Here is a 26,016-nt window from a genome sequence, read left to right on the forward strand (position 1 = left end):
GCAACTCAGCGCATGTCCATCCGCCGCCGCGCGGTCGCGACCAGTCGCTCGAATGAAAAGCCGCTTGCCGCGAGCGCGGCGCTATCCGGAAAGTACTCGCGCACGATATCCGTCGAGACCTGTCCAGGCGGTGCTTCGATCAGCACGCGGGCGCCCATTTCCTGCATGACGGTCAGCGCATCGAACCAACGCACGGTGTGGCGCATATTGGTCGCGAGATCGTCGCGGATGGCGTCCGCCGTGTAGAGGGAACGCGCGCCGCGATTGCCGATGTAAATGCTGCGCGGCGCGTGAAACGGCACCTGTTGCGCGTAGGCCACCAGTTCGTCCGTGGCATGAGCGAGCAAATCGCAATGCGACGGCACGCTCACGGCGAGTCGCGTGGCCTTGCGCGCGCCTGCCGCGAGTGCGCGCTCGATGAATCTGTCCAGCGCGTCATTCGCGCCTGCCATCACGATCTGGCGCGGTGCGTTGACGTTGCCGATATAAACGCGTTGCTGCTCTTCGTTCGCGTGCTGCGCCGCGAGCGCTTCCAGTTGATGCTCGGTCAAGCCCGACACCGCCGCGAGTCCGTAGCCGGACGGGTAAGCCGTTTCCATCAGTTCGGCGCGCCGCCGCACCATCTGCAACGCGTCGTCGAAGCGCACCGCGCCGCAACTCACCGCCGCTGCATAAGCGCCGACCGACAACCCCGCGCTGATTTCAGGTGCGAGTTGTTCGGCGGCCAATGCACGCGTCACGGCGACGCCCGCGATCGTCAAGCCGATCTGTACGGCCACCGTCGAGCGCAACGCCTCCGGTGTGTCGAGCGTCAGCACGTCGGCGCCGAGCACGTGGGAGGCTTCGTCCAGCGTGTCGCGTACCGTGGGATGCAACGGCAGACGGTGCAGAAATCCGTCCGTTTGCGCGCCCTGGCCGGGGAAGATCAGCGCGAGCATCAGGCGAGCCCGTCGCGGTGAGCGACGGCCCACGGATCGGCGATCAATTGCGGGCCGCTTGCGTGACGCGCCATCACACGCGGTTTGTCCGCTGCCCATTCGGCGAGCGCAACGCCGCCAGCCGGCGTGTCGAGTTGCGCATCCACACGGATGCCGGCGTTTTTTGCGTGCGTTTGCAACTGGTTCAGCAACGCCAGCGCATGGTTTCGCGTGAGCGATTCCGGCGTGCGGATCAGCAGATCCAGATCGCTCGATGCGCTCACGCTGGGCACTTGTGTAGCCAGTTCAAACCCGGCGCTGCCCGTCGGGCCCCAGACGAAGCCGTGCAGTGGACCCGCTGCATCGCGCTGCAACGCGGCGAGCGCAACAAACGCAGCCAGGCCGCCGCGCGTTGCAAGCGGTTCGGATTGTGCAAGCATCTGCGGTGCCACGACCGTTTCGATGTCCGCGACGCGCGCCCACGTGCCATAACGCTGCGCGCGTCCCGCGCCGCGCACGCCGATCGCGACGAAGCCTTCAGCAGCCAGGGCTCGTCTCACCACCGCAACCGGCGCGCGTGCAAATGCCTCGCGAACCCACGGCGGCTCATTATCGACAACCTGCAAATGGCGCAGCCGCAACAGATCGTGCGGCTGCCATCGCGTATCCCACGACAACGCGTGCTCGACGACGAACGGCGGGGCCGCGCAGGTCTGCATCAGACGGCATCCCATTGTTCGGCGAGGCGCCGGCGCACTTCGATCGACGCCGCGCGATTCTTCCGCGCCGCCGCCGATTCCAGCCGATGCGACAGGCCCTTGCTTCTATCGTTGCGCGCGCTACGAATCTGTTCGGCCAGCACCTGCCGCACATGTTCGATGTGCGACGCGTCCGGCGCATCGGCGTCGACGCCGTCGATCAGTTGATCGAGCAGGCCGAGTTTGGCGAACGACGCCATCGAATACGACATCGGCACGATCGTTTCGCCGAGCGCGTCGAGTTCTTCGACGGTGCGGCGCGTCACGCGCGCGGCTGCTTCCTTGCCCATGGCGTGAACCATCGTGCCGGGCGCGTCGAGCGCGACGATGCGGTTGGCCTGATAGCCGTGCGCGAGGAACGCGCCCGACATGGCCGGTCCGACAATCAGTGCAATCACGGGATGCCCCGCGTCGCGAGCCGTTGCGTACGCATCGACCCCGGCCGCGCAGGCGAGATGAATGCCGAGCATTTCCTCACGATAGCCATACGCCTGGCTTTTCACGTCGACGATCGCGACGATCGGGCGGCGCGTACCGCTCGCCGCGTCTTGCGCGACCGCTTCGCGCACGGCGCGGGCGAGCAGCCAGCCCTGTTCGAGACCGACGACGTTATCCGTCGCGCGCGGAAAGCGGTTGGCGGGATCGGGCACGACCGTGACGAAGCGCGCGGTCTCGCCGCCGAGCGACGCGTCGCCGCTCCACACGGGCGCCGCACTGGACGGTTCGCCGGCCAGCGCGTGAAACCAGCGCGCGCCGCGGCTCAACGGGCTGAGAGTGGTATCGCTCATGCTTGCTCCTTGCGCGGCTCGGTTGCGGCGTGCTGGTTGAAGACCTCGCGCATGCTTTCCGGCGTGACGCTGGCGGGATCGATTTGCGCGAGACGGTTCAGAAACAGGTCGACCTGTTCGCTGCGATGCGCGGCCGGCACGCCTCGAGCGAACGCGGCACGCACGGCGGCGCGCACGGCGTCGGCGTCGTCGTCGATCAGTCGATCGGCGAGTGCGGTCGCGGCGCGTTGTTCACCGCCGATCAGTTGCCACACGCGGCGGCGATCGCTCGCATCGAGTTCGTCGATACCGGCTTCCTGTTCGATCACCTCGGGACCGTTCATGCCGAGCCGCCCTTGCTTCGTGACGACCAGATACGAACACAGCGACGCCGCGAGCGACATGCCGCCGAAACACCCCACCATGCCCGCGATCACGCCGACCACCGGTACATGCCGGCGCAACGCGACGATCGCGGCCTGCATTTCGGCGATCACGGCGAGGCCGAGATTGGCTTCCTGAAGCCGCACGCCGCCGGTTTCGAACAGCACGACCGGGCGCACGAGCTTGCCGCGCTCGCAATCGCGCAGCGCCAGTTCGAGCGCGGCGGCGATCTTGCTGCCCGATACTTCGCCGATGCTGCCGCCCTGGAACGCCGATTCGATCGCGGCGACCACGGCAAGCTCGCCGTCGATGGTGCCGCGCGCGATCACGCAGCCGTCGTCGGCCTGACAGACCACGCCTTGCAGCGGCAGCCACGGCGATTCGATCCGGTCGAACGGGCCCAGCAGTTCACGGAAGCTGCCGGCATCCAGCAGCGAGCGCGCGCGTTCGCGCGCCGGCAGTTCGATGAAACTGTCGCGCAACATTGGCGCGGGTTGAAGATTCGCGACGGTGTTCATGCGGCGTCTCCTTGTTCAGCGGCTTCGACGGCTTCCGCGAGTCTTAAGGCGACTACGCCGGGCGTTGCGCCGAAGTCGTTGATTTCGATTTGCGCGGCGCCGTCGTAGCGGGTGAAGAAGCGGTCGAGCACGCTTTTCCAGATGTGGCTGTAACCGTCGACGCTAGTGCGCACCACCACATGCGCGCTCAGCGCGGCCGTGGCCGCGGAGGAATCGGCGGGCGCCAGCAGCACTTCCAGATCGCCCGAACCCACCACGCCGACATGCGCGCGGGTCGTGACGGCGCGTTGCGCCGGATAGTCGAAGGTCAGATGTTCCATGAGTCCGGGCTCCCGCCGGCGTCGTGATGCGCCAGCATGTCGAGAAAAAGGGTGGCGGCGAGCAGATCGGCTGCGCCGCCGGGCGAGGCGTTAAGCGACAGCAATACGTGTTCGAGTGCGGCGAGGGCGGCGCGGCCTGCCGGCGTGGAACTGCCGCCGGCGTCCAGCACGCGTTGCGCGCCATGCTGGCCGGCGTGCAAACCCGCCAAACCCGCGCGATGCAGCAGGCAGGTGTCGTCGAGCGAGGCCATGATCGCGAGCAGCGCGTCGACGCGCGCGGCGTTTTCGTCGACGCCTCGCGCACGCGCCGCGAGCAAGGCGGGCAGGCCGACGTCGATCGCATGCGGGAAGCCGTCCTGCGCTTCGCGGCGCGCGCCGCCGACCTGGTAGCGCCGGCGTGCACGTTCGCCGTGACTGTCGGAGGGCGCGGCGAAGCGGTCCGGAAAGCAGGCGATTTGCGCGGCATAGGTGCCGATTCGCGAGGCTTTCGACCGGTTCGTCGCGTTGTCGCCGGTCGCCATCGTTGCGCCCGCAACCAGCAGGCCGACGATCCAGATCGCGCCGCGATGCGCGTTGCTGCCGCCGGTGGCTCGCAGCATGTCCTGCTCGCCGCTGCGGCCGATCTGCGCCAGCTCGGCGCGCAACAACGCGGACGGTTCGCCACGGCGGCGCGCCGCGTGCGCGAGCGCCGCGAAGGTCGGTTCGAGCGAATGCGCCGAGCGCAGCATGAGGGCGAGATCGAGATCGCGATGCGCGCCGCTGCCGCGCCGATCGACCAGCGCGGGCTTGGGGGTGAGTTGGACTTCGTCGATCAGCGCGGTGACCGCGTAGCGGGCAAGTTGCGCGTCGGAAGGCAGGGCGGGGACCCGCGCGGACGACCGCTCGACACGCTTCAACAACGCAGCGGGCGCCATGCTTACCAGCTCCTGAAGCGTGCCGGCGGCGCATACAGACCGCCCGACCACGTCACCAGATCGTCGATGCTGCGTGCCGCCAGCAGCGAGCGCTTGGCTTCGCCGCGTCGAATGCCGAGATCTTCCGGATACGCGACGATGCCGCGCCGGCGCAACTCCGCCGTCTTCTCAGGCTTGGCGCGCAGGCCGATCGGCGTGACGCCCGCCACGGCGGCAATCGCCGCGCGCCGCTCGTCGATGCCTTCGGCTTTGTGCAGATGCGCAATGCCTTCCTCGGTCACCACATGGCTGACGTCGTCGCCGTAAATCATGACCGGGGCGATCGGCATGCCGCTCTTCGCGCCGACCGCGACCGCGTCGAGTTCATCGACGAAGGTCGGCTCGCCGCCTTTCTTGTACGTCTCGGCCATTTGCACGACCAGTTTCTGGCCGCGCGACACCGGACCCTGATCTTTCAGCAGCTTGAGCCAGGCTTCGCTCGAATGACGCCGGCCGCGCGGATCGTGGCCCATGTTCGGCGCGCCGCCGAAACCGGCCAGGCGGCCGCGCGTGACGGTGGAGGAATTCGCGTCCGCGTCGATCTGCAAGGTCGAGCCGATAAACAGGTCGACGCCGTATTGCCCGGCCAGTTGGCACAGCACGCGATTCGAGCGCAGGCTGCCATCGTTGCCGGTGAAGAACACGTCGGGACGCGCTTCGATATACGCCTCCATGCCGACCTCGCTGCCGAAGCAATGAATGCTGTCGACCCAGCCCGATTCGATCGCCGGAATCATGGTGGGATGCGGATTGAGCGTCCAGTTGCGGCAGATCTTGCCCTTCAGGCCGAGCGCTTCGCCATACGTGGGCAGCAGCAATTCGATCGCGGCGGTGTCGAAGCCGATGCCGTGATTCAGCGACGTCACGCCATACGGTTCGTAGATGCCGCGGATCACCATCATCGCGGTCAACACCTGCAGGTCGCCGATATGGCGCGGATCGCGCGTGAACAGCGGCTCGACGGCGAACGGCCGGTCGGCTTGCACGACCACGTCGACCCACGAACCGGGAATGTCGACGCGCGGCAGTTCGTCGACGATCTCATTGACCTGCACGATCACGATGCCATGCCGGAACGCGGCGGCCTCGGCGATGGTGGGGGTGTCTTCGGTATTCGCGCCGGTGTACAGATTGCCGTGACGGTCGGCTTTTTCCGCGCATAGCAGCGCGACGTGCGGCGTCAGATCCACGAACATGCGCGCGTACAGCTCGACGTAGGTGTAGATCGAGCCGATCTCGAGCTGGCCGTCTTCCAGCAGTTGCGCGACCCGCAGACTCTGCGGCCCGGCGAACGAGAAGTCCACCTTATGCGCGATGCCGCGCTCGAACAGCGTCAAATGTTCCGGACGGCCAATGCTCGAAATCAGCAGATGTACGTCGTGAATTTTTTGCGGATCGACCTGGGCGAACGAACGCGACAGGAAGTCGGCCTGTTTCTGGTTGTCGCCTTCGAGTGCGACGCGGTCGCCGGGGCGGATCAGCGTTTCCAGTGCATCGACGATACGGTGGGTAGGCAGCACACCGTCTTGCAGCCAGGGTGCGATGGCCGCGAGGCGGCGGTTTTTTTCATCGCGGCGCGTGGTCCACGAGCGCGCGGCAGGCGGCGATGTAGCGGCGGACGCAGCGGTGATTTCGGCAGCTTGGTTCATCGGCTCAGTCAACTCCCGGTGGCAAGACGCGGGCGTCGGCCGCGCGGCTTGGGTTGATTGGCGAGCGCGGCTTCGGCCTGCGCGCGTTCGGTCAGAAAACGGTGCAGCAGGTCGCCGGTGCCGAGCAGATGCGCGACGACCTGCGCCTGTGCGGCGGGAATATCGCGGCGCTGCACGGCGTCGAGCAGGGCGGTGTGTTCATGGTCCGATTCGCCCTTGCGCGACGGCAGGTCCAGCTTCAGCCGCAGATAGCGTTCACCGCGCCGATGCAGCGTTCCGATCATCTCCTCGAGTTGCGGACGGGCGGCGGGCGCATACAGGCTCATATGGAACGCGACATTGCGTGCTACGTACAGTGCGGGGTCCGGTTCGCGTTCGGCGGCGCGGCAGAGCTTCGCGGCTTCGCGCAGCGTGGCGGCCGTGTGATGAGGAATGGCGAGGCCGATGGCCAGGCTCTCCAGCGCCGAACGGATCTCGTAGATTTCGCGTGCTTCGTCCGCCGACAACGGCGCGACGGTTGCGCCTTTGTGGACGGCGGCTTTCGCCCAGCCTTCGGTTTCGAGCAGGCGTAAGGCTTCGCGCACGGGAATTGCGCTGACCGAGAAATGCCGCGCGATCGCGTCCTGGCGCAGCGGCGCGCCAGGCGCCAGCGTGCCGTCGACAATCGCGGCGCGCAGCGCCTCCGCGATCACGCGGGACGTGCTCTCACGGGGCGCCGCCGCCGGTAAAAGCGGGCTGCGCGCGGAAGCGTCCAGGGGAAAACCATCTATTGCGTCGCTCATAATATTGAATATTATATATAAAAAAGAGCATTTATGGATGGGACAAACCCGGCAAACCCGGAAAGTTTTTTCGGCTCGCCGCGGACCGTTCCTCTTTGTTGTACGAGGACGGCGCGGTTCGTTCAAGCCGCCGTGCGCCGTTTCGTCGATTCCCTTGATGGGCACCCAAACCCGTACGTCAACTGCAGGGCCGGAGGAGCAGCAAGATGAATTCACTAACCGACCGCACGTCGGTCACGCGGCGGCGCACGCCGCTCAATCGTTCGCAGATCGCCGGTTTTTGGGGCGCGTGGGCCGGCTGGACGCTCGACGGCATGGACTCGTTCATCTATGCGCTGGTGCTGACACCGGCCTTGACCGAGTTGTTGCCGCGTTCGGGTTACGCGGCCACGCCGGCCAATGTCGGCCTCGCCGGGTCGATCCTGTTCGCGCTGTTCCTGGTCGGCTGGGGCCTGTCGTTTATCTGGGGGCCGCTGGCGGATCGCTTCGGCCGCACCAAGGTACTGGCCGGCACGATCTTCACATTCGCGATTTTCACCGGCCTCGCGGCGACCTCGCATAACGTGTGGGAGCTGGGCATTTACCGCTTTATCGCGGGCGTGGGGATCGGCGGCGAGTGGGCGCTGGCCGGCACCTACGTAGCGGAATCCTGGCCGGAAGATCGTCGCAAGATGGGCGCCGGTTATCTGCAAACGGGCTATTACGCCGGCTTCTTCCTTGCGGCCGCGCTCAATTACACGGTCGGCGTGCACTACGGCTGGCGCGTGATGTTCCTGACCGGCGCGGTGCCGGTGGTGGTGGCGATTCTGGTGCTGTTGCGCGTGAAGGAAACGGACAAGTGGCAGAAGGCCGAGGCCGGCGCCGCGCGCGCCAGGCCGCTGCGCGAAATCATGGGGCCGGCGTATCGGCGTCGCACGTGGGTGGCGTGCATTCTGCTGACGATCGCGATTATCGGGTTGTGGGCCGGCGCGGTGTATGAACCGTCCGCGGTGATTCAACTGGCGACCAAGGCCGGCATGGCGAAGAACGACGCGATCAGGACCGCTTCGCTGGCCACGGGGCTGCTGTCCATCGCGACGATTCTCGGTTGCCTCGCATTGCCGCCGATGGCTGAACGGATTGGCCGCAAGAAGACGCTGGCGGTGTACTTCGCGGGGATGGCGATCGCGATCGTCGGCAGTTTCGGCTGGGCGTTCTATCTGCCGAACGGACTCGCGCCGTTTATCGCGTGGCTGTTCGTGCTGGGGTTCTTCGGCGGAAACTTCGCGCTGTTCAGCTTATGGCTGCCGGAGCAATTCGAGACCCGCGTACGGGCGACGGCGTTCGCGTTCTGCACGTCGTTCGGGCGTTTTGTCGGGGCCGGGGTCAACTTTCTGCTCGGCGCGGCGGTGCTGCATATGCATACGCTCGGCGTGCCGGTGGCGTTGACGGCGCTCGCGTTCGTGGTCGGACTGTTCGTCATTCCGTTCGCGCCGGAAACGAAAGGGGAGGTGTTGCCGCAGTGATCGCCTGTCGCTTCTACTACGAGGATTAAACGGAAAACCCGGCGCTTCGCGAGAAACGCCGGGTTTTTTCATTGACGTCCGCGGCGCGCCAGGCGCGCCTCGCGTGCCGATGCGCTTACATCTTCCACCGCACCGACGCCGTCAGCGTGCGCGGCGCGCCCGGCATGTTGTACATGTCCGCATTGCCGTGCGCCGCGATGAAGTACTTGCGGTCGAACAGGTTATCCAGCGTCAACGCCACGTCGACGTTCTTGCCGTGATAACCCGCGCCGAGATCGAACGTCACGAACGACGGCAACGTCACCGCGTCGCTGGCCGACGTATAACGCGCCGACTGGAATTGCGCGCCGCCCGCCGCATAAAAACCGTACTTCAGATCGCGCTTGATCCAGACACTCGCGCTGTGACGCGGCATCAGCCCCGGCGTGTTCTGGTTCAACAGCAGGCCGGCCGAGCTCGCTTGCGGCGAGCCGTCCACATTGCCGTTCAGGTACGCGTAGCCCGCGTAGACCGACCACTTCGGCGCGATTTCGCCGGTCATCGACAGTTCCAGTCCGCGCGTGTGCTGCGTGCCGATCGGCAGCGCGTAAGTGGGATTCGCCGGATCGGCGATCTGCTGATTGGTCTGCTTCATATCGAACAGCGCGACGCTCGCGCTCGCGCGGCCGAGGTCGAATTTCGAGCCGACTTCGAAGGCGGTGGTTTTTTGCGGCGCGAGCGCCGAACCGTTCGCGAACGCGCCGCTGCTGATCAGCGTATCGGCCAGCGGCGAGAACGACTGGCTATACGACGCGTACAGCGACACCCAGTCGAGCGGTTCGTAAATCAGTCCGACGCGCGGACTCCACGCGCGATCCGTGCGGTCCAGATTGACGTGCGCCGACGTGTAGTCGTTGCGCGTCTGCGTCAGATAGTCGAAGCGCAAGCCCGCGAGAATCTTCCAGTGCTCGGTCAGCGAGATCAGGTCCTGCGCGTAGACGCCGGCCAGCCCCAGCACCGTCGCCGCGTTCGTCCTGGCCGGCACGCCCGGGCTCACGCCGGGCAGATTCACCAGTTGTGGGTTGTACAGGTTGTAGGTGGCGACCTTGGTGGTCGAGTAGATCGTGTCGAATTTCTGCTGCTGCGAGAGTTCGACGCCGTACAGCAGTTCGTGCTTCATGCCGAACAGCGTGGTTTTCTGCGTCAGTTCGAAGAGACCGTCCACGCCGTGATCCTGACGGAAGCGGGTGCTCTGATCGAGGGTCACGACCGGATTCAACGCGGTCTTGATCGGCTCGTACGTCACGTAGTTTTTGCGTTCGAGCGAGAAGTCGTACGCGCGCACGGCGGTGTGCAGCGACAACGAATCGTTGAAGCGATGATCGAGCGACGCGGTCGCGCTCTTTGCGTCGACGTCGTTATACGACGTGTTCGCCGCGTTCGCCGAGCCGTAATACGTGTTGATCGGCACGTTGACCGGGCGGCCGAGATAAGCCGGCAAGCCTTGGTCCGAAGTGCGGCGATCGTGCAGGTAGTCGGCTTCGAGATTGAGCGTGGTGTCTTTATCGATCCGGAATTGCACCGACGGCGCCACGGCCTGACGATTCAACTGAAACTGGTCGCGAAAGCTGTTCGAGTTCTCGGCCGCGCCTGTGATGCGAAAACGCGCGGCGTCGTTCGCATTCCAGCCGAGATCGAACTCGCCGCGCCGCTCGCCTTCGGTGCCGAGCGTCACGCCGACCGATTGCTCGGGATTCGCGCTGGGTTTTTTCAACACGCGATTGATCAGGCCGCCGGCCGAGCCGCGTCCGTAGAGCACCGCGGCCGGTCCCTTCAACACGTCGACGCGTTCCACGTTCGAGAGGTCGCGGTAGTAGAGCGCATCGTCGCGAATGCCGTCGACGTATTGATCGGTGATGTTGTTGAAGCCGCGCAGCGTGATCTGGTCGCGCTGGCCGTCGCCGACGGAGAAGCCGATGCCCGGCACGTTGCGCAACGCGTCCTGCAACGAGGTCGCGTTCTGTTCGTCGAGTAGCGCGCGCGGCACGACGTTGACCGTTTGCGGCACATCCATTAGCGACATGTTCATCTTCGTCGCGGTGTTCGAGGTGCTGCCGTCGTACGAGCGGTCGGCGGCGGCCTTGACGGCGATCGCCGGCAGCGTGTTGTCGGCCGGACCGACGGCGGGCGCGGCCTCTTGAGCCAGCAAAGGACGGGCGCTGGCCAGCGACGTGGCGAGCAGCAACGCGCGGTAAGTTTTCTTTTTGACGTTCATGAAGACGTTCTTCGAGTATGGATCGGTGGTGTTATCGGTTTGGAGTACGGCAAAAACGTACGCAAAAGCGCACGCGCACGGCAAAGCGGAACGCCGTGTGGTCGGTCAGTTGAAGCGAAGTGGTGAAGTCCCCTGAAGCGATCGGATGAGTTCGAAATTGAAACGGCCGGGGCGCCGTGCGTCAGCGTAAGAAGGGTGCGGACGTGACATCGGCTGCCTCGGAATGGCATGTCGATGTGGGGTTGGGAGGTGCAGCAGAAGCCGGATCAGTGTCCAGCTTGTAATATCTTGAAATTATAAACGAGAACGATTCTCGACTGTGCTAATTGAATGGAAAAACACAGGTTTTTGTAAATTCAATCCGCATGCCGTCGCGCTCGCGCGCCGGGCCGCAACAGCGTGAGCAGCGGCCAACCGAGATTCACCCCCAGACTCGCGACGACGATCAACGCCATGCCCGCGAGTTGCGGCATCGAGAGTGCGCGTCCGTACACGAGCGCATCGACCACGATCGCGGTCAGCGGATAAACGAACAGCAACACGGCGATGATCGGCGTGGTCAGCTTGGGCAGCGCGCCGTAGATCAGCACATACGAGAGCCCCGTATGCAGCACGCCCATGCCCACCAGCCAGAACCATTGCGTCGGTCCGATATGCACGGCAGTGAGCGGCGCGATGAACGGCAGACACACCACGCCGACCGCGCACTGCACGAGCGTCAGCAGATGCGGGCGCAACTCACCGAGCCCTTTGGCGATCAACGTGACGCTCGCATAAAGCACCGACCCCGCGAGCGCTTCGCCGATCCCGATCAGATAGCTCGTATGGCCTTGCAGATTCTCCGTGGCCGCCACGCCCGACGCGAGCACGAGACCGACGAACGCCGTCGCGATCCAGCCGAGCCGGTCGATGCCGAGCCGCTCGTTGAACAGCGCGGCGCCGATCAGCACGACCCAGAACGGCTGCACATGAAACACCACGGTCGCGACCGCGATACTGGTGCGATGGATCGCGTCGAAGAAGCCGACCCACTGTGTGACCATCAGCACGCCGGAAACCAGCGCCAGCACGACCGTGCGGCGCGTGAAATGCGCGCGCGTGAAATAGCCCTTCCACGCGCAATACGCGGCCAGCGACAGAAAGCCGAACAGGCAGCGAAAGAACACGAGGGTCAGCGCGCCGAGCCGCGCTTCCTCGACGAAGGCGCCGATCGTGCCCATCAGAAGCCCGCCGCTGGCCAGCGTGATGGCGCCTTGTTGACGTTGGGTGAGGGACATGCGAAGCGGTCTCCGTGAGTTGATGCCGCCAAGTATTGCGCGGCTTGCATGGCACCGACAAACGAATTAAATTGAGTAATTCCATAAGCTGGATTGATAAATCATGCATCCCGAGTTCGACGTCGATTTGCTGCGCAGCTTTATCGCGGTGGTGGAAACGGGCAGTTTCACGAAGGCGTCGGCGACCGTACATCGGTCGCAGGCGGCGGTCAGCATGCAGATCAAGCGGCTCGAAACCATGCTCGGCACCACGCTGTTCGCCCGCAACACGCGCAATCTTTCGCTGACGCGGCCCGGCAATACCTTGCTCGAATACGCGCGGCGGGTGCTGGCCTTGCATGAGGAAGCGTGGTCGGCGATCGTGCGGCCCGAAGTGAGCGGGCGCGTGGTGCTCGGCGCGCCGGACGACTATGTGTCGTCGCTGCTGTCGCCGGTGTTGCGGCGTTTCTCGACGCTGTATCCGCACGTGGAAATCGAAATCGTCTGCGCGCAGAGCACCTCGCTCGCGCCGATGCTGGCGGACAACAAGATCGATCTCGCGTTCGTCACGCGCGACCGCAAACTGCGCGGCGAATTCGTGCGCAGCGAGCCGATGGTGTGGGTGGGGGCGTCGGTGGATACACCGGTGCTGGCGGCGTCGCCGTTACCGGTGGGGCTCTACGAGCCCGGTTGCGTGGCGCGGCAACATACGCTGGCCGCGCTCGACGGCGCGCGCATCCGCTATCGCGCGGCGTTCAGCAGCGCGAGTCTGATGGGGCTGGTCGCGACCGTGGATGCGGGGTTGTCGGTGATCGCGCTCACGCGTTGCAGCGTGCCCTCGCGTCTCGCGATTCTCGGCGAAGCGCAAGGCTTGCCGAAGATCGCGCCGCTGGAAATCGTGGTGGCCCGCAGCGCCAAATCGGACCGGCCGACTTGCGATTATCTGGCCGCGCAGATGGTGCAGGATTTGTCGTTGGGACCACAGATGCAGACGCAGTCGCCATCGCAGGTGCAGTCGCGCTCGAAGGCGTCGTCGAGCGCGGCGCAGGCTTAAGCGCGCGGGTAGGCGGTAACCTCGCCGTCCACCGACAGCCGCACGCGTTCGCCCGGCTGCGGCGACAGATAGCCCGGCACGCGGGCGCGCACCATGGTTCGCGTGCCGGACTGCATTTGCAGCGCAACGCCGGCGTCCTGCCCCTGGAACGTCACCTCGGTGACGATCGCGTCGTAAGCCCGGGTGTCGTTGACCAGGCGATCTTCGTCGCGAAACAGGCGGATCTGCTCGGGCCGCACCATCACGTCCACGGCGCCCTGGCCGATCGGCGTGGACAACGGCAAGTCGCCCAGCTCACAACTCACGCGATCCTGCGTGACCGTGCCCGGCAGCAACACCGCTTCGCCGACGAACGAGGCCAGCTCGCGCGTGACCGGCAGCCGGTACAAGGTCTGCGGCGTCGCCGTCTGAATCAGCCGGCCGTTCCACAGCACCGCGACCTCATGCCCGAGCGACAGAGCCTCGGATTGATCGTGCGTGACCAGCACCGCCGTAGCGCCGGTCGCGGCCAGCGCGCTTGCTACCGCCTGACGGGTTTCGAGCCGCAAGGCGGCGTCGAGCGAGGAAAACGGTTCGTCGAGCATCACCAACGTAGGCGACGGCGCGAGCGCGCGGGCCAGCGCGACACGCTGCTGCTGACCGCCCGACAGTTGCTGCGGTGCGCGCGTGCCGAAGTCCGCCGGCAAACCGACCAGCTCCAGCAACTCGGCGACCCGATGCCGCGCGCGCCGCTGTGTGCGCGGCAAGCCGAACACGATGTTGTCCGCCACCGACAGATGCGGAAACAGCGCGCCTTCCTGCGGCACATAACCAATGCGGCGCTGTTCCGACGGCACGTGCAGGTTATCGCCGACCACGCTACGGCCGTCGATTTCGACACTGCCGCCATCCGCGCGTTCGAAGCCGCACAACAGGCGCAGCAATGTGGTCTTGCCGCTGCCGGACGGGCCGAGCAGCGCGAGTAACGTGCCGCGCTCGACCGAGAGATCGATGCCGTGCAGCACCGGGTGGCCGTCGAACGATTTTTGCAGTCCGCGGATACGAAGTTCGCTCATGAAAATCCGATCATTAAAGCAGGGGGAGCAGGGGCATCGATCAGCACCGAATCAGCCGCGTTCGCCGAGCAGCGCCGATTTGCCGAGCAGGGCGAACAGCAGGCCCGAGGCGAACAACGAAATGCCGGTGAGCAGCGCGGCATACGGCGCGGCGGCGGCGAACGCCATGGTCGACGTGTCGGCCCAGACCTGGGTGGCGAGCGTTTGCGTGTCGAGCGGGGAGAGCAGCAGCGTCGCGTTCAGCTCGGTGACGACCGAAATGAACACCATCGACGCGGCGGCCCCAAGTCCCGGACCCGCCAGCGGCAACACGACGCGGAACAGCGTCTGCGACCAGTTCAGGCCGAGCGCGCGCGCGGTTTCCTCCAGACGCGGCTGCGCCTGCATGAAGGCAGCGCGCACGCTGACCAGCGCGACCGGCATGAACAGCATCGCGTAGGCGACCACCAGCAGCGTCGCGCTTTGATAGAGCGGCTGCAGTGCATGCACCGCGAGCGACACGATCGCCAGCGCGATCACCAGACCCGGCACGCCCTGCGCGAGAAACACGCTGCGCTCGAACAGCGTCGCGAAACGGGTCGGGTAACGCACCAGCAGGAACGCGAGCGGGATCACCAGCAAGGTGGTCAACGCCGCGGCGGCGAGGCCGAAACCGACCGACGACAACGTGGCGTTGAACAGCAGTTCCGGCGACACGTCGGCCGGCGTGACGGCTGCCGCGCCCGGTTGCGTGAGCCAGTAGCCGATCATGCCGAGCGGCACGCCGAGCGTGGTGATCGTGAGCAGCGCAAAGCCGGCGGCGACGATCCAGCGCCATGCGCCGAGGTCGTAGCGCAATACCGCGCGACGTGTGCCGCGATCGACGCGTTCATACCGTGCCGCGCCGCGCACGCGAAACTCGAACGCGAGCACGATCAGGCAGATCACGATCAGCAGACAGGCAAGCAGCGAGGCGCCGCCGCCGTCGAAACTGGTGCGGAATTCCGCGTAGATCTGCGTCGTGAAGGTGTGAAAACGCAGCAGCGTAAACGCGCCGAATTCGGACAGCACGCCGAGCGCCACCAGCAGCATGCCGCCGAGCAATGCAGGGCGCAGTTGCGGCAGCACCACCCGCACGAAGCTGCTCCAGCGGCTGCAGCCGAGCGCGCGTGCGCTTTCCTCGAGCGCCGGGTCCATGCTGCGCAGCGCGGCGGCCACCGGTAGGTAGACCAGCGGGAAATACCCGCAGGTCAGCACCAGCAGCGCGCCGTTGAAGTCCTGCAAATCCTGGCTCAACGACACCCACGCATAGCTCGAAATAAACGCGGGCATGGCGAGCGGCGCGGCCGTGAGCACTGCCCATAGGCGCCGCCCCGGCAGATGCGTGCGCTCGACGAACCACGCGGCCGCCGTGCCGAGCACCGCGGACACCAGCGTGGTCGAGACGGTGATCAGTACGGTGTTGACCAGCAGTTCGCCGACCAGCGGGCGGAAAATCAGATCGGCCGCTTCGCCCGCGCCGAAGCTCGCGGCACGCCAGAACGTAAACGCAATCGGCAGCAGAACCAGCAAAGCGCTGATTGCTGCTGCCGCGAACAAACCGCGCGGCGCGCGCGAACGCGCGCGCGCCGTGACGGTCGATACAGCCGGTGGACCGGCTGACAAGGCTTCGCTCATTTACAGCAGACCTGCCTGACGCAACAGTTTGCCGGCCTGGCTGTCGTCGCCGAGCTGCTCGATGGTCAGTGCCGGCGGCTTCAGTTCGGTGAACGGCTTGAGGATCGGGTCCGATGCGACACCTGCGCGCAGCGGATATTCGAACATGACGTGGCTGTTCGCCATCAGTTGTTGCGCGCGATCGCTGACCAGATACGCGAGAAACTTCTGCGCGCCGTCCACGTTGTGCGCGGTCTTCAGGATCGCCGCGCCCGACACGTTCACCGCCGCGCCGGCGTCGCCGTTGCCGAAGTGATAGATCGCGCTGCGGGTCTTGCCGTCGCCGATTTCAGCGTGCAGGCGAGCCCAGTAGTAGTTGTTGATCAGACCGGTCGCGACACCGCCGCGATTGACGGCGGCCACCACGCCTTCGTCGTCGTCGAAAAGTTGCGCGTTGGCTTTCAGGCCCTTGAGCCATTGCACCGTTTGCGCTTCGCCCTTCAGCGCGAGCACGGCGCTCACCAGCGGCAGGAAGTCGCCGTCGCTCGGTGCGATACCGACCTTACCTTTCCATTCCGGCCTGGCGAGATCGAACAACGATTGCGGCAGTTGCGACGGTTGCAGCTTGGTGGTGTTGTAGGCCAGCACGTTTTCACGCGCGGTCACCGCGACCCACGAGCCCGTCGGCGAGCTGAAGCGTGCCGGCACGGTGGCGAGCGTCGCGCTGTCCACCTTGTTCAGCAGGCCTTTCTCTTCGAGCAGCATCAGCTCGGGCGAGTTTTCCGTGAAGTACACGTCGGCCGGCGTAGCGGAGCCTTCCGCGACGATCTGCGCGGCCATGGCCGGGCCTTCGCCGTTGCGGATCTTCACCGAGATGCCCGACTGCTTTGCGAAGTCTTTGGCGAGCAGGTTGACGACCTGTTCGTGCTGCGCGTTATAAACCGTGATCGACGCGGCTTGCGCCGCCGAAGGCACCGTCGCGAAAGCCGCGAGCGTGAGCGCTGCTGCGCTGCCGATGAGGCGCACGCGGGTGCCAAACCATGATTGAGCCATGATCCTGTGTTCCGTTGGTGATGTTGTTGTTGATCTTTCGATGCGTCGCCTGCCTGTTCACCGTGCCGGCGGACCGCGTGTGCGGCCGGCCGGCACGGCATCCTACCGGGCTTTCATTACGCCTCGAACAGCCCCGCGCCGATATACGAACCCGGCTTCGCGCCCGGCGGCACGGCGAACACCGCGCTGCCTACGTGGGTCGTGAACTGGTTCATCATGTCGAACTTCGCGAGCCGGTCGTTGATCGGAATGAAGCCCTTACGCGGGTCGCTCTGGTGAGCGACGAAAATCAGCCCCGCGTCGTACTCGGTTTCCTGACGCCATGGCGGCCAGCGCTCGATGTAGAAATCCGTGCTGTCGTTGTACGAATACGAGCGGCGCAGAATCTGCGCACCGTTGTTGCTGGCCTGATTCGACAGACGCACATGCGAGTTCTCCGGAATCACCGGATTGCCGTCCTTGTCTTCTTCCTTCAGATCGACCGCGTCGAACTCGCTCTTCTTGCCGATCGGCGCACCGCTGTACTTGTGACGGCCGAACACCTGTTCCTGGAAGTCCAGCTCGGTGTTGTCCCAGTGTTCCAGCGTGATGCGGATACGTCGCACGACGGTGTACGTGCCGCCTTCCATCCACGGCGCGTCCGCGGTGGCGCCGGCCCAGACGAACTCGTTCATCAACTGCGGCTTCGCGGTGGACGGATTGTTGGTGCCGTCCTTGAAGCCCATCAGATTGCGCGGCGTCTGACCGCGCGGACCCGACAGGAAACCCGCCTGACCCCAACGCATGGCGGCCGTGCCGTAAGCGAGACGGGCCAGTTGCCGGACCGCGTGAAACGCGACCTGCTGGTCGTTCGCGCAGGCCTGGATGAACAGGTCGCCGCCGGTTTTCTGCTCGATCAGCTGATCGCCGTTGAAACGCGGCAGATCGACGAGCGCGGCGGGGCGGCGCGCGGCGAGGCCGTAGCGGTCCTTGCCGTCTTTCGTGAACAGGCCCGGGCCGAAGCCGAACGTGATGGTCAGGCCGCACGGGCCGAGACCGAGCACGTCGCCGGAATCGGGCGCGGCTTTCCCGTTGACCGGGCTGTAGGCGCTGCCGTCGTCCTTAGCGCCGGACTTGGCGGCGGCCGTGCTGTCGACCATGCCTTCGGCCTGGGCCGCTTGCGGCGTCGCGGCGGTCGGCAGCGGAGCGGCTGTGTTGCCTTGCGTCATGCGCGCGGCGGCCTCGGTCCAGGCACGCAGCAGCGCGATCACGTCGGCGCGTTTTTCGGTCGTCAGATCGAGCGCGGCGACGTACGTGTGACTCTGCTGCGCCGTGACGATGCCGCCCTGATGCAAACCGTAAAACGGCTCGACGGCCAGGTGCGGATCGGCGCTGTGCGCCGGTGTTTTGGCGAGCGCGGCCTGAGCGGCTTGCGCCGCACCGAGACTCGCGCCGGCGGCGACCGCGGCGCCGCCGGCCTTCAAAAATCCGCGCCGTGAGGGGCGCGGGGGTTGATCGTGTGCCATGGCTACTTCACCTTCATTACGCTGTGGGGTGTTTTGCTTATTTCGCGAGAACCAGCGTGTTCACGTCGTCCTGCACGTAGTAGAAACCGTCGCCTTCGGGCGTCAACGCGAGACCGAACAGGTCGCCGTTGCCCGGGGGCGATTGTGCCTTGTCCGTGTCGATCCAGCGAGCGTAAATCTGCTTGCCGCTGACCGGGTCGATCTCGACGATCTGACCGTTCAGCGCGTTGGTCACCAGCAGGTGGCCGTTGGGCGCCGTGACCATGGCGAGCGGGCGGTGCAGCAGGCCGTCGGCGGTCAGTTGGCGGCCCACGCCGGCGCTGGTGTCGCGCGTCATCGGTTCGTCGATTTCCGTGACGCGATTGCCGATCGCGTCGGACACGTACAGCAGTTTCTGATCGCCCGACAGCGCGAGGCCGGTCGGCCCAACGAGGAACACGCCCTTGTCCGCCTGCGCGCCGAAGCCGCTGCCCACCACGGTTTCCTTCTTCACGACCGGCGGTTTGTCGGCCGGCACGTCGAGGTCCAGACGCAGCACGGTAGCCTGCTTGAAGACCGGCGGATTGCCGTCCGCGCCGCCCACGCCGAAGCCGGCGTTGCTGACGAACAGCGTGGCGCTCGAGCCGTTGTCGACGACCGCCATGTTGCCCCACGGGTCGTTGATGTTCGGGCTCGTGATGGTCGAGGCGACCTTGCCCTGCGGATCGATCACGATCAGGCAGCCGGCGCCCTTGGTGCCGGTGGTGCCGTCGTTGCTCGGCGTGCTGCCGACGATCACGTAGCCGGACTTCAGCATGGTCATCGCGGTGGACAGACCGATGCCGCCGGGGCACGCCTTCAGATCGCGCGGCACCGTCGCGAACACCGTCATTTCCTTAGTGTCCGGATGGTAGTTGATGATCGTGCTGCCGGTGCCTTGCAGATTGGTCGAGTTGTTGAAGTTGCCGACCAGTACGTCGCCCTTCTTGACGGTGCCGACGCTCACCGGCGCGACCACGACCGCGTACGGGTTCTGGTCGCCGTTGCCCGGCACGGTGTTGATCAGCGTGGTGTGGTGCTTGATGGTTTCCAGGAAACCTTGCGGTTCGGCATAGGCGCTGGCGGCCGTGCTCAGCGCGACGGCGCCGGCAGCGGCGGCGATCAGGGCCCGCGCGGCGCGCGGCGAAAACTTGCGCGTGGGTTGGTTCATGATTGGATCTCCGTGCGGGCGCACAAAGCGTTGATGGCGGTCATGATCGAAAGCATGGGATTCGATGGGTCGGTAGCGTGTAGGTTAGGCGAGCGCGGCATCAGAACGTGATATTGGTCCGCACGCCGATGACGAACGTGTTGCGCAGCGGCTGCGTCGGATCGCTCGGGTTCTGGCCGGCGCCGGCGTTGAACGTGTACTGTGCGTCCGCCTGCAGTTGCCACCACGGATTGACCTGATACTGATAAGTGGCTTCAAGCGTGGTTTCGCTGGTGCGCACGCCGTACGGGCCGCCGCTGAACGCCTGGTTATCCTGGTCGAGACCGTTCGCGTGATTGCCGATCTTGATGTACGTCAGCGCGATGCCGGCGCTGTCGTTGTCGCGGCCCGCAAAGGGCGCCTTCAGCACGACGCCCACGTTCGCGGCCACGCTGACCAGATTGCGGTCGCCAGGCGCGCCCATCACGCGGGCAAACACGTTCAGGCTGCGCGGTTCGTCCGGGTCCGGGCGCCAGATCATCTGGTCGGCGACCGCATAGAAGCTGTAGTCGCCGTGATGATTCTGGGCGACGCCGCTGGAGGCCGGATTCGCGAGCGACAGACCGGTGTTGTCGAAACGCTGGTCGGCGAAGCTCTGGTTGTTGTACCAGAGACCGAGCTTGTAGGTGCCCGGCAAGCCGCCGCCGCCCATGCCGACCATTTCGCCGTCGGCCGGCTGGTTGATCGCGTACTGCAACTCGCCGATGAACAGCGTGCCGTTGTGCAGGTTGAAGTTGGTGCCGCTCTTGTTGTTCGGGCTATTGCCGAGCGGGTCGCCGTCGAAGACACCGGCGAGCGCCGTCAACGAAGGCGTGATCTGGCCGCGCACGCGCACGCCGAGATCGGCGAGCGGATAAGCCGGGCCGCCCGACGGCATGTCGTACGAAGGCAGCGCGGGCCAGCCGAACATCGTGTTGACGAACAGCGCCGAGTTCGTGCTGGTGATGAATTCCTGGTCGATACTTTGCTGACCGACTTTCACGTCGATACGCTTGTTCAGGAACGACTGCTGATACCACAACTCCCACAGACGGGTGGTGTCCTGCGCTTCGATACCGCTCGCCGTGTTCAGCGTGCCGAGCTTGTTGGCGCTCAGATTGGCGCCGTGAATCTGCAGCGCGCTCACGTTGAACAGACCGCCCGGCAGACCGAAGGCCTTCTGCGTATCCATCTGCACGGTGGCGGTCGTCAGGCCGTCGTAGTCCGCGCCTTTCGCGAGACCGCCGCGCACGTTGGCCAGCACTTCGCTGGTTTCGGTGAGCTGCAAGGTCACACCGTATTTGCCGAGCCACGGACGCAGACCGCCGATGTCGCCAAGCAACTGCTGACGATTCCACACACCCGTCCACTGATTGGTCTGGGTGGCCTGAATGTTCAGGTCGGCCTCGGGGGCTTCGGGGGTCGCGTCGGGATTGGCTTCAGCCATCGCAACGCCGGCGGTCAGCGAAGCCCAGGCAAACGCGGTGAAGAGCGCGACGCGCCGCATGGCGGGCAGACGCGAGCGGCTGATGACGCCGGCACGCCTGGCGGAATCGCGAAGCGGACGCGCTTGAGCAGCGGGTCCGTTGAGTTGGGCGAACTTCATCGAAATCCTTGTTGGTGTTGTATCGACTGAACTGATCACCGCGGTATGACGTTGCTGTCACGACTGCGATTTGCTGCGACGGGTCGCGACGCCGGGCACAGCAGATGGCGAGATCGTACGCATGCGGAATAGGTGCGTCAACACAAATGAGAACGATTCGCATCAATATTACTGACATGTAACTTTGATCTTTACGGACTGCTATTAACGGCTATTTGCGCGTAATGAAACGTGAATTTAAACGTAATTGAAACGTATGGTTGTGGTCTTATAGAAGGTGTTTCCAATAACACAGCCCGGCGTGCAATGGCGTTGCGATGAGTCAAGCGGAGGGGTGGGCGGGCGCATTAACAACAGCGCTGACCAACCCTGTTACCGGACCACCACGAAAACCCGAAAACCCTGCGCGTCGAACGGACAAAGAAAGCCGCTATGATCTTTTCCGAGGCCGCCTGGCGGCACGAGATCCATCAGCGTTCAGCGCTTCAGACTTAACCGGGAACATGCCGATGTCATACGCCGTCAATCTGGACCATTACTTCACCCGCATCGGCTACGAAGGCCCGCGCGCGGCCACGCTGGAGGTACTGCAAACGCTGCACCGGCTGCATCCGCGCGCCATTCCGTTCGAGAACCTGAACCCGTTCACGCGCCGCGCGGTGAAGCTGGACCTCGAATCGGTCGAGCGCAAGCTCGTCACGAATCATCGCGGCGGGTATTGCTTCGAGCAGAACGCGCTGTTCGCGAACGTGCTGATGCAACTGGGCTTCAAGGTCACACCGCTGCTCGCCCGCGTACTGTGGGGTCGTGACTCCGACGAGGCGCCGCCGCGCACGCATATGGTTCTGCGGATCGACCTGGAGAACGAGGCGTGGATCGTCGACGTCGGTTTCGGCAGCGTCACGCTGACCGCGCCGTTGCGTCTCGCCGCGGGCATCGCGCAGCGCACGCCGCTTGGCACGTTCCGTCTCGCCGATGCCTCGCACAATGCGCTTTACCTCGACGTGCAGGCGCGCGACGAAAGCTGGACGCGCGTCTATCGTTTCGATCTGCACGCGGTCGAGTGGGTCGACTATGAAACCTCGAACTGGTACACGTCGACGGCGCCGGAATCGATTTTTGCCACCACGCTGATTGTTTGCCGCGTGCTCGACGACTCCCGGCTCTCGCTGCGCAACGACCAGTTAATCGAACGCGGCGCGGACGGCGAGATCGTCAGCGAACGGCAACTCGCCAGCGCGGACGAACTCGCGGCCTGCCTGCGCGATCAGTTCGGCCTGAATACCGGCGACATCGATCTCGTCGAGGTGTTCAACCGCGTGCGTACGCCGGTCCACAACGTTTAGAAACTCAGCCACCTGCATGGTCAAGCGCCTCGTTCTGCAAACGGCGGTCTGGCTCGCCGCCATGGGCGTGCTGCTGTTCGGCGCGGCCGGCACGCTCGCGTGGCCGGCCGGGTGGTGGTATCTGATCGAAACGGGCGCGCTGAGTCTGTGGATCGGGCTGTGGCTCGCGCGGCACGATCCGGGGCTGCTGGCCGAGCGGCTCGCGCCGATCGTGCAGGCGCAGCAAAGCCGCTGGGACCGTGTGTTCATGATTGGCGTGTCGCTGGCGTGGTGCGCGTGGCTGGTGCTGATGGGCCTCGACGCCGTGCGCCTGCATTGGTCGCCGCCGGTGCCTCTGGTGCTCGTCAGTCTCGGCTCGCTGTGCATCGTCGTCTGTCTGGTGATGTGCCGCGCGGTGTTTCGCGCCAACAGCTATGCCGCGCCCGTCGTGAAGATTCAGGCGAGCCGTGGCCACAAGGTGATCGACAGTGGTCCGTATGCGTACGTGCGTCACCCGATGTACGCCGCCGCGCTGTTTCTGTTCGTCGGCACGCCCTTGCTGCTCGGCTCGTGGTGGGGACTCGCCTGCGTGCCGGTCATGGTGCTCGGCATCGGCTGGCGCGCGGTGCGCGAAGAGCGTTTGCTGAACGCCGAACTCGACGGTTATTCCGCCTACACCGCCCGCGTCAAATATCGCTTCGTGCCGCTTATCTGGTAAAGGCAGCCCCTGAGTCGCGTCGCTTAACGCGTGAGGCGAGGCGCGGCTCGCGCGCGTTCCTACATCCCCACCCTGGTTCATCGCGCACCAACCTGTCTAGACAAAATGCACCACGCCGACGCGTGCATTCGATGCGTCACGACTCTTCCGTAATCCACGTTCCGTCCCGCAGAACCCCGCCAGAATGCGTTGATAGGGGCTTACCCGATGAATGGCGGTTTTTCCGGCCGAACCCCTTGCGACGGCTTTTTGACTCATGCAGACTTGTCTATACAAATTCAGCGGTGGTGAGAACTTCCGGTTCGACGGTTTCCTCAATCAAAGGAGTTTCGACGTGAAAGTGAAGCACACGACGTTAGCAAAAGCATTGATGGGCGCCGTGCTCGGCGCTGCGACAATTTTCGCGGCACCGGTGCAGGCAAAAGACTGGAAGACCGTGACCATCGCGCTGGAAGGCGGTTACGCACCGTGGAACCTGACCTTGCCGGGCGGCAAGCTCGGCGGCTTCGAACCGGAGCTGGTCGCGAATCTGTGCGAGCGCATCAAGCTGCAGTGCAACCTCGTGGCGCAAGACTGGGACGGCATGATTCCCGGTCTGCAGGCGGGCAAGTTCGACGTGCTGATGGACGCGATTTCGATCACGCCGGAGCGTGAAAAGATCATCGCCTTCTCGCGGCCGTACGCCGCCACGCCGGCCACCTTCGCGGTGGCCGACGCGAAGGTGCTGCCCAAGGCGGCGCCGGGCGCGGGCGTGGTCAAGCTGTCGGGCGATCCGAAAGCCGACCAGCCGACCGTCGACGCACTGCGCAAGCAGCTGAAGGGTAAGACCATCGGCATCCAGTCGGGCACGGTCTACACCAAGTTCATCAACGACGGCTTTAAAGACGTCGCCACCATTCGCGTCTACAAGACCTCGCCCGAGCGCGATCTGGATCTGGCCAACGGCCGCATCGACGCTTCGTTCGACGACGTGACGTACTACGCCGCCAACATCGACAAGAAAGAAACCGCGTCGATCGTGATGGCCGGTCCGAAGATCGGCGGCCCGATCTGGGGGCCGGGCGAAGGCCTCGCGTTCCGCAAGCAGGACGCCGATCTGAAGGCGAAGTTCGACACCGCGATCGGCGCGGCGCTCGCCGACGGCACCGTCAAGAAGCTGTCCGCCAAGTGGTTCAAGACCGACGTCACGCCTTGATTCGCTGGGCCGGGCGCGCGCGGCGTGTGCGACCCACGCGCCGCGCGCGTCCACGGATTCGATCCGATGTCATGGATGAGGGGTAGGGAATGGCACTGATACAGATGCTCGGCTTCGGGCCGGATGGCTGGGGCGGCGTGATCTTGCTCGCGGCCTTGATGACGGTCGCGTTGACGCTCGCCGCGCTTGCGGTCGGCGCGGTATTCGGCGGCCTGATCGCGGCGGCCAAGCTGTCGCGGTTTCGCACGTTGCGCGTGATCGGCGACATCTACACCACGGTGTTTCGCGGCGTGCCCGAACTGCTCGTGATCTATCTGTTCTATTTCGGCGGCTCGACGCTGGTGACGACCATCGGCCAGTGGTTCGGCGCGGATGGCTTCGTCGGCGTGCCGCCCTTCGTGATCGGTGCGCTCGCGGTCGGCATGATCTCCGGCGCGTACCAGGCCGAGGTGTACCGCGCCGCGGTGCTCGCCGTGTCGCGCGGCGAACTCGAAGCCGCGCGCTCGATCGGCATGCCGACGCTGACCATGGCGCGGCGCATTCTGATTCCGCAAGTGCTGCGTTTCGCGCTGCCGGGTATCGGCAACGTCTGGCAACTGAGCCTGAAGGATTCGGCGCTGATCTCCGTCACGGGGCTCGCCGAATTGCTGCGCACCAGCCAGGTGGCGGCGGGCTCCACGCATCAGTACTTCACGTTCTTCGTGGTGGGCGGCGCGCTGTACCTGGTCATGACCAGCATCTCGAACCGGGTCTTCAACCGCGCCGAGGCGCGCGTGGGCCGGTCCTTCAAGCGCAACTTCGCGCGCAACTGACGAGGACGGTCATCATGCATTTCGATTTCGACTTCCTGTTCGACACGCTCAAGCAATTGCTGGCCGCCGTGCCGACCACGCTCGGGCTGTTCTTCTGTTCGCTGATCCTGGGCGGCTTGCTGTCGCTCGTGATCGTCACGATGCGGGTGTCGCCGCACTGGCTGCCGAATCGTTTCGCGCGCGCTTATATCCTCGTGTTTCGCGGGTCGCCGCTGCTGATCCAGATGTTCCTCGTGTATTACGGCATGGGCCAGTTCGGCGTGATCCGCGAGAGCTTTTTGTGGCCGGTGTTGCGCGAGCCGTATATGTGCGCTGTGTTATCGCTGGCCTTGTGTACCGCCGGCTATACCGCTGAAATCATTCGCGGCGGTTTGATGGCCGTGCCGGTCGGCCAGATCGAGGCGGGCTATGCGATCGGCCTGTCGGGTTTTGCGCTGCTGCGCCGCGTGATCGGGCCGATCGCGTTGCGTCAGTGCCTGCCCGCGTATTCGACCGAAGCCGTGTTGCTCGTCAAATCGACCGCGCTCGCGAGTCTCGTGACCGTGTGGGAATTGACCGGCGTCGCCCAGCAGATCATTCAGCAAACCTATCGCACGAGCGAAGTATTCATCTGCGCCGCGCTGATCTATCTGTTCCTGAACTTCGTCATCGTGCGCCTGCTCGGCATGCTGGAGACGCGGCTGTCGCGCCATCTGCGCGCCGCGCCTGCGCAGGCCGCATCGAACCGCGCGGTGTCCGCCAATCCCGAAGCCCATCGCGCTGCGTCCTGAACGGCCGGCCATTCCGAA

At 65.2% G+C, this 26,016-nt stretch carries 23 protein-coding genes; 7 read left to right on the forward strand and 16 right to left on the reverse strand.

What is annotated here, in order from left to right:
• Positions 1 to 5 precede the first annotated feature (5 nt).
• From mdcH to BX591_RS22510, 8 genes are read right to left on the reverse strand one after another with little or no spacing between them, the layout of a single operon-like run.
• Positions 6 to 938 (reverse strand): malonate decarboxylase subunit epsilon, encoded by a 933-nt coding sequence (gene mdcH / locus BX591_RS22475; RefSeq protein ID WP_111933513.1) that lies wholly within the window; start codon positions 936 to 938, stop codon positions 6 to 8.
• Positions 938 to 1,636 (reverse strand): malonate decarboxylase holo-ACP synthase, encoded by a 699-nt coding sequence (locus BX591_RS22480; RefSeq protein WP_111933610.1) that lies wholly within the window; start codon positions 1,634 to 1,636, stop codon positions 938 to 940. Before BX591_RS22480 ends, mdcH begins: the two co-directional genes overlap by 1 nt.
• Complete coding sequence (mdcE, locus tag BX591_RS22485; RefSeq protein ID WP_111933514.1) at positions 1,636 to 2,463, reverse strand: biotin-independent malonate decarboxylase subunit gamma; 828 nt, start codon at positions 2,461 to 2,463, stop codon at positions 1,636 to 1,638. Before mdcE ends, BX591_RS22480 begins: the two co-directional genes overlap by 1 nt.
• Positions 2,460 to 3,344, reverse strand: coding sequence for a biotin-independent malonate decarboxylase subunit beta (locus tag BX591_RS22490; RefSeq protein ID WP_111933515.1), 885 nt, complete (start codon positions 3,342 to 3,344; stop codon positions 2,460 to 2,462). The genes mdcE and BX591_RS22490 overlap by 4 nt, the downstream gene beginning before the upstream one ends.
• Positions 3,341 to 3,664, reverse strand: coding sequence for a malonate decarboxylase subunit delta (locus tag BX591_RS22495; RefSeq protein ID WP_111933516.1), 324 nt, complete (start codon positions 3,662 to 3,664; stop codon positions 3,341 to 3,343). The genes BX591_RS22490 and BX591_RS22495 overlap by 4 nt, the downstream gene beginning before the upstream one ends.
• Complete coding sequence (locus tag BX591_RS22500) at positions 3,652 to 4,578, reverse strand: triphosphoribosyl-dephospho-CoA synthase (RefSeq protein WP_111933517.1); 927 nt, start codon at positions 4,576 to 4,578, stop codon at positions 3,652 to 3,654. Before BX591_RS22500 ends, BX591_RS22495 begins: the two co-directional genes overlap by 13 nt.
• A gap of 2 nt (positions 4,579 to 4,580) precedes the next feature.
• On the reverse strand, positions 4,581 to 6,266 hold the full coding sequence (gene mdcA / locus BX591_RS22505) for a malonate decarboxylase subunit alpha (protein WP_111933518.1): 1,686 nt from the start codon (positions 6,264 to 6,266) through the stop codon (positions 4,581 to 4,583).
• 8 nt (positions 6,267 to 6,274) lie between these two features.
• Entirely contained in the window at positions 6,275 to 7,048 is a 774-nt protein-coding gene (locus BX591_RS22510) for a GntR family transcriptional regulator (protein ID WP_111933519.1), read from the reverse strand.
• Between the two features lie 206 nt (positions 7,049 to 7,254).
• On the opposite strand from BX591_RS22510, the gene BX591_RS22515 reads away from it, so the two are divergent.
• Positions 7,255 to 8,553, forward strand: coding sequence for an MFS transporter (locus tag BX591_RS22515; RefSeq protein WP_111933520.1), 1,299 nt, complete (start codon positions 7,255 to 7,257; stop codon positions 8,551 to 8,553).
• Positions 8,554 to 8,668: 115 nt separating this feature from the next.
• On the opposite strand, the gene BX591_RS22520 is transcribed toward BX591_RS22515, so the two are convergent.
• Together BX591_RS22520 and BX591_RS22525 are read right to left on the reverse strand one after the other, a co-directional pair.
• The gene (locus BX591_RS22520; RefSeq protein WP_111933611.1) at positions 8,669 to 10,807 is read right to left on the reverse strand and encodes a TonB-dependent receptor; all 2,139 of its coding nucleotides are present in this window, start codon (positions 10,805 to 10,807) and stop codon (positions 8,669 to 8,671) included.
• Between the two features lie 356 nt (positions 10,808 to 11,163).
• Positions 11,164 to 12,084, reverse strand: coding sequence for a DMT family transporter (locus tag BX591_RS22525; protein ID WP_111933521.1), 921 nt, complete (start codon positions 12,082 to 12,084; stop codon positions 11,164 to 11,166).
• A 103-nt stretch (positions 12,085 to 12,187) separates the two neighbouring features.
• Between BX591_RS22525 and BX591_RS22530 the strand changes: the two genes are divergently transcribed.
• Complete coding sequence (locus BX591_RS22530; protein ID WP_111933522.1) at positions 12,188 to 13,117, forward strand: LysR substrate-binding domain-containing protein; 930 nt, start codon at positions 12,188 to 12,190, stop codon at positions 13,115 to 13,117.
• Here BX591_RS22530 and BX591_RS22535 read toward each other — a convergent pair.
• The 6 genes from BX591_RS22535 to BX591_RS22560 all read right to left on the reverse strand — a co-directional run bounded on the left by BX591_RS22535 (position 13,114) and on the right by BX591_RS22560 (position 21,178).
• On the reverse strand, positions 13,114 to 14,172 hold the full coding sequence (locus tag BX591_RS22535) for an ABC transporter ATP-binding protein (RefSeq protein ID WP_111933523.1): 1,059 nt from the start codon (positions 14,170 to 14,172) through the stop codon (positions 13,114 to 13,116). The genes BX591_RS22530 and BX591_RS22535 overlap by 4 nt on opposite strands.
• 51 nt (positions 14,173 to 14,223) lie before the next feature.
• Positions 14,224 to 15,828, reverse strand: a complete 1,605-nt coding sequence (locus BX591_RS22540; protein ID WP_111933524.1) for an ABC transporter permease — start codon at positions 15,826 to 15,828, stop codon at positions 14,224 to 14,226.
• Positions 15,829 to 16,860, reverse strand: a complete 1,032-nt coding sequence (locus BX591_RS22545; protein ID WP_111933525.1) for an iron ABC transporter substrate-binding protein — start codon at positions 16,858 to 16,860, stop codon at positions 15,829 to 15,831.
• Between the two features lie 116 nt (positions 16,861 to 16,976).
• The gene (locus BX591_RS22550; RefSeq protein WP_111933526.1) at positions 16,977 to 18,365 is read right to left on the reverse strand and encodes a Dyp-type peroxidase; all 1,389 of its coding nucleotides are present in this window, start codon (positions 18,363 to 18,365) and stop codon (positions 16,977 to 16,979) included.
• A gap of 37 nt (positions 18,366 to 18,402) precedes the next feature.
• The gene (locus BX591_RS22555) at positions 18,403 to 19,554 is read right to left on the reverse strand and encodes an NHL repeat-containing protein (RefSeq protein WP_111933527.1); all 1,152 of its coding nucleotides are present in this window, start codon (positions 19,552 to 19,554) and stop codon (positions 18,403 to 18,405) included.
• A 100-nt stretch (positions 19,555 to 19,654) separates the two neighbouring features.
• On the reverse strand, positions 19,655 to 21,178 hold the full coding sequence (locus BX591_RS22560) for a carbohydrate porin (RefSeq protein WP_111933528.1): 1,524 nt from the start codon (positions 21,176 to 21,178) through the stop codon (positions 19,655 to 19,657).
• Between the two features lie 509 nt (positions 21,179 to 21,687).
• Here BX591_RS22560 and BX591_RS22565 point away from each other — a divergent pair.
• From BX591_RS22565 to BX591_RS22585, 5 genes are all read left to right on the forward strand, one after another.
• The gene (locus BX591_RS22565) at positions 21,688 to 22,524 is read left to right on the forward strand and encodes an arylamine N-acetyltransferase family protein (RefSeq protein WP_111933529.1); all 837 of its coding nucleotides are present in this window, start codon (positions 21,688 to 21,690) and stop codon (positions 22,522 to 22,524) included.
• A gap of 16 nt (positions 22,525 to 22,540) precedes the next feature.
• Entirely contained in the window at positions 22,541 to 23,221 is a 681-nt protein-coding gene (locus BX591_RS22570) for a methyltransferase family protein (RefSeq protein WP_111933530.1), read from the forward strand.
• Positions 23,222 to 23,591: 370 nt separating this feature from the next.
• Positions 23,592 to 24,416, forward strand: a complete 825-nt coding sequence (locus BX591_RS22575; protein WP_418939854.1) for a transporter substrate-binding domain-containing protein — start codon at positions 23,592 to 23,594, stop codon at positions 24,414 to 24,416.
• 89 nt (positions 24,417 to 24,505) lie between these two features.
• Positions 24,506 to 25,228 (forward strand): ABC transporter permease, encoded by a 723-nt coding sequence (locus BX591_RS22580; RefSeq protein ID WP_105509601.1) that lies wholly within the window; start codon positions 24,506 to 24,508, stop codon positions 25,226 to 25,228.
• A gap of 14 nt (positions 25,229 to 25,242) precedes the next feature.
• Positions 25,243 to 25,998 carry an ABC transporter permease gene (locus BX591_RS22585; protein ID WP_111933532.1) on the forward strand — a complete coding sequence of 252 codons (756 nt, stop codon included), beginning with the start codon at positions 25,243 to 25,245 and terminating at the stop codon, positions 25,996 to 25,998.
• Positions 25,999 to 26,016: the final 18 nt, after the last annotated feature.

Source organism: Paraburkholderia bryophila (genome assembly GCF_003269035.1).
Classification (GTDB): domain Bacteria; phylum Pseudomonadota; class Gammaproteobacteria; order Burkholderiales; family Burkholderiaceae; genus Paraburkholderia; species Paraburkholderia bryophila.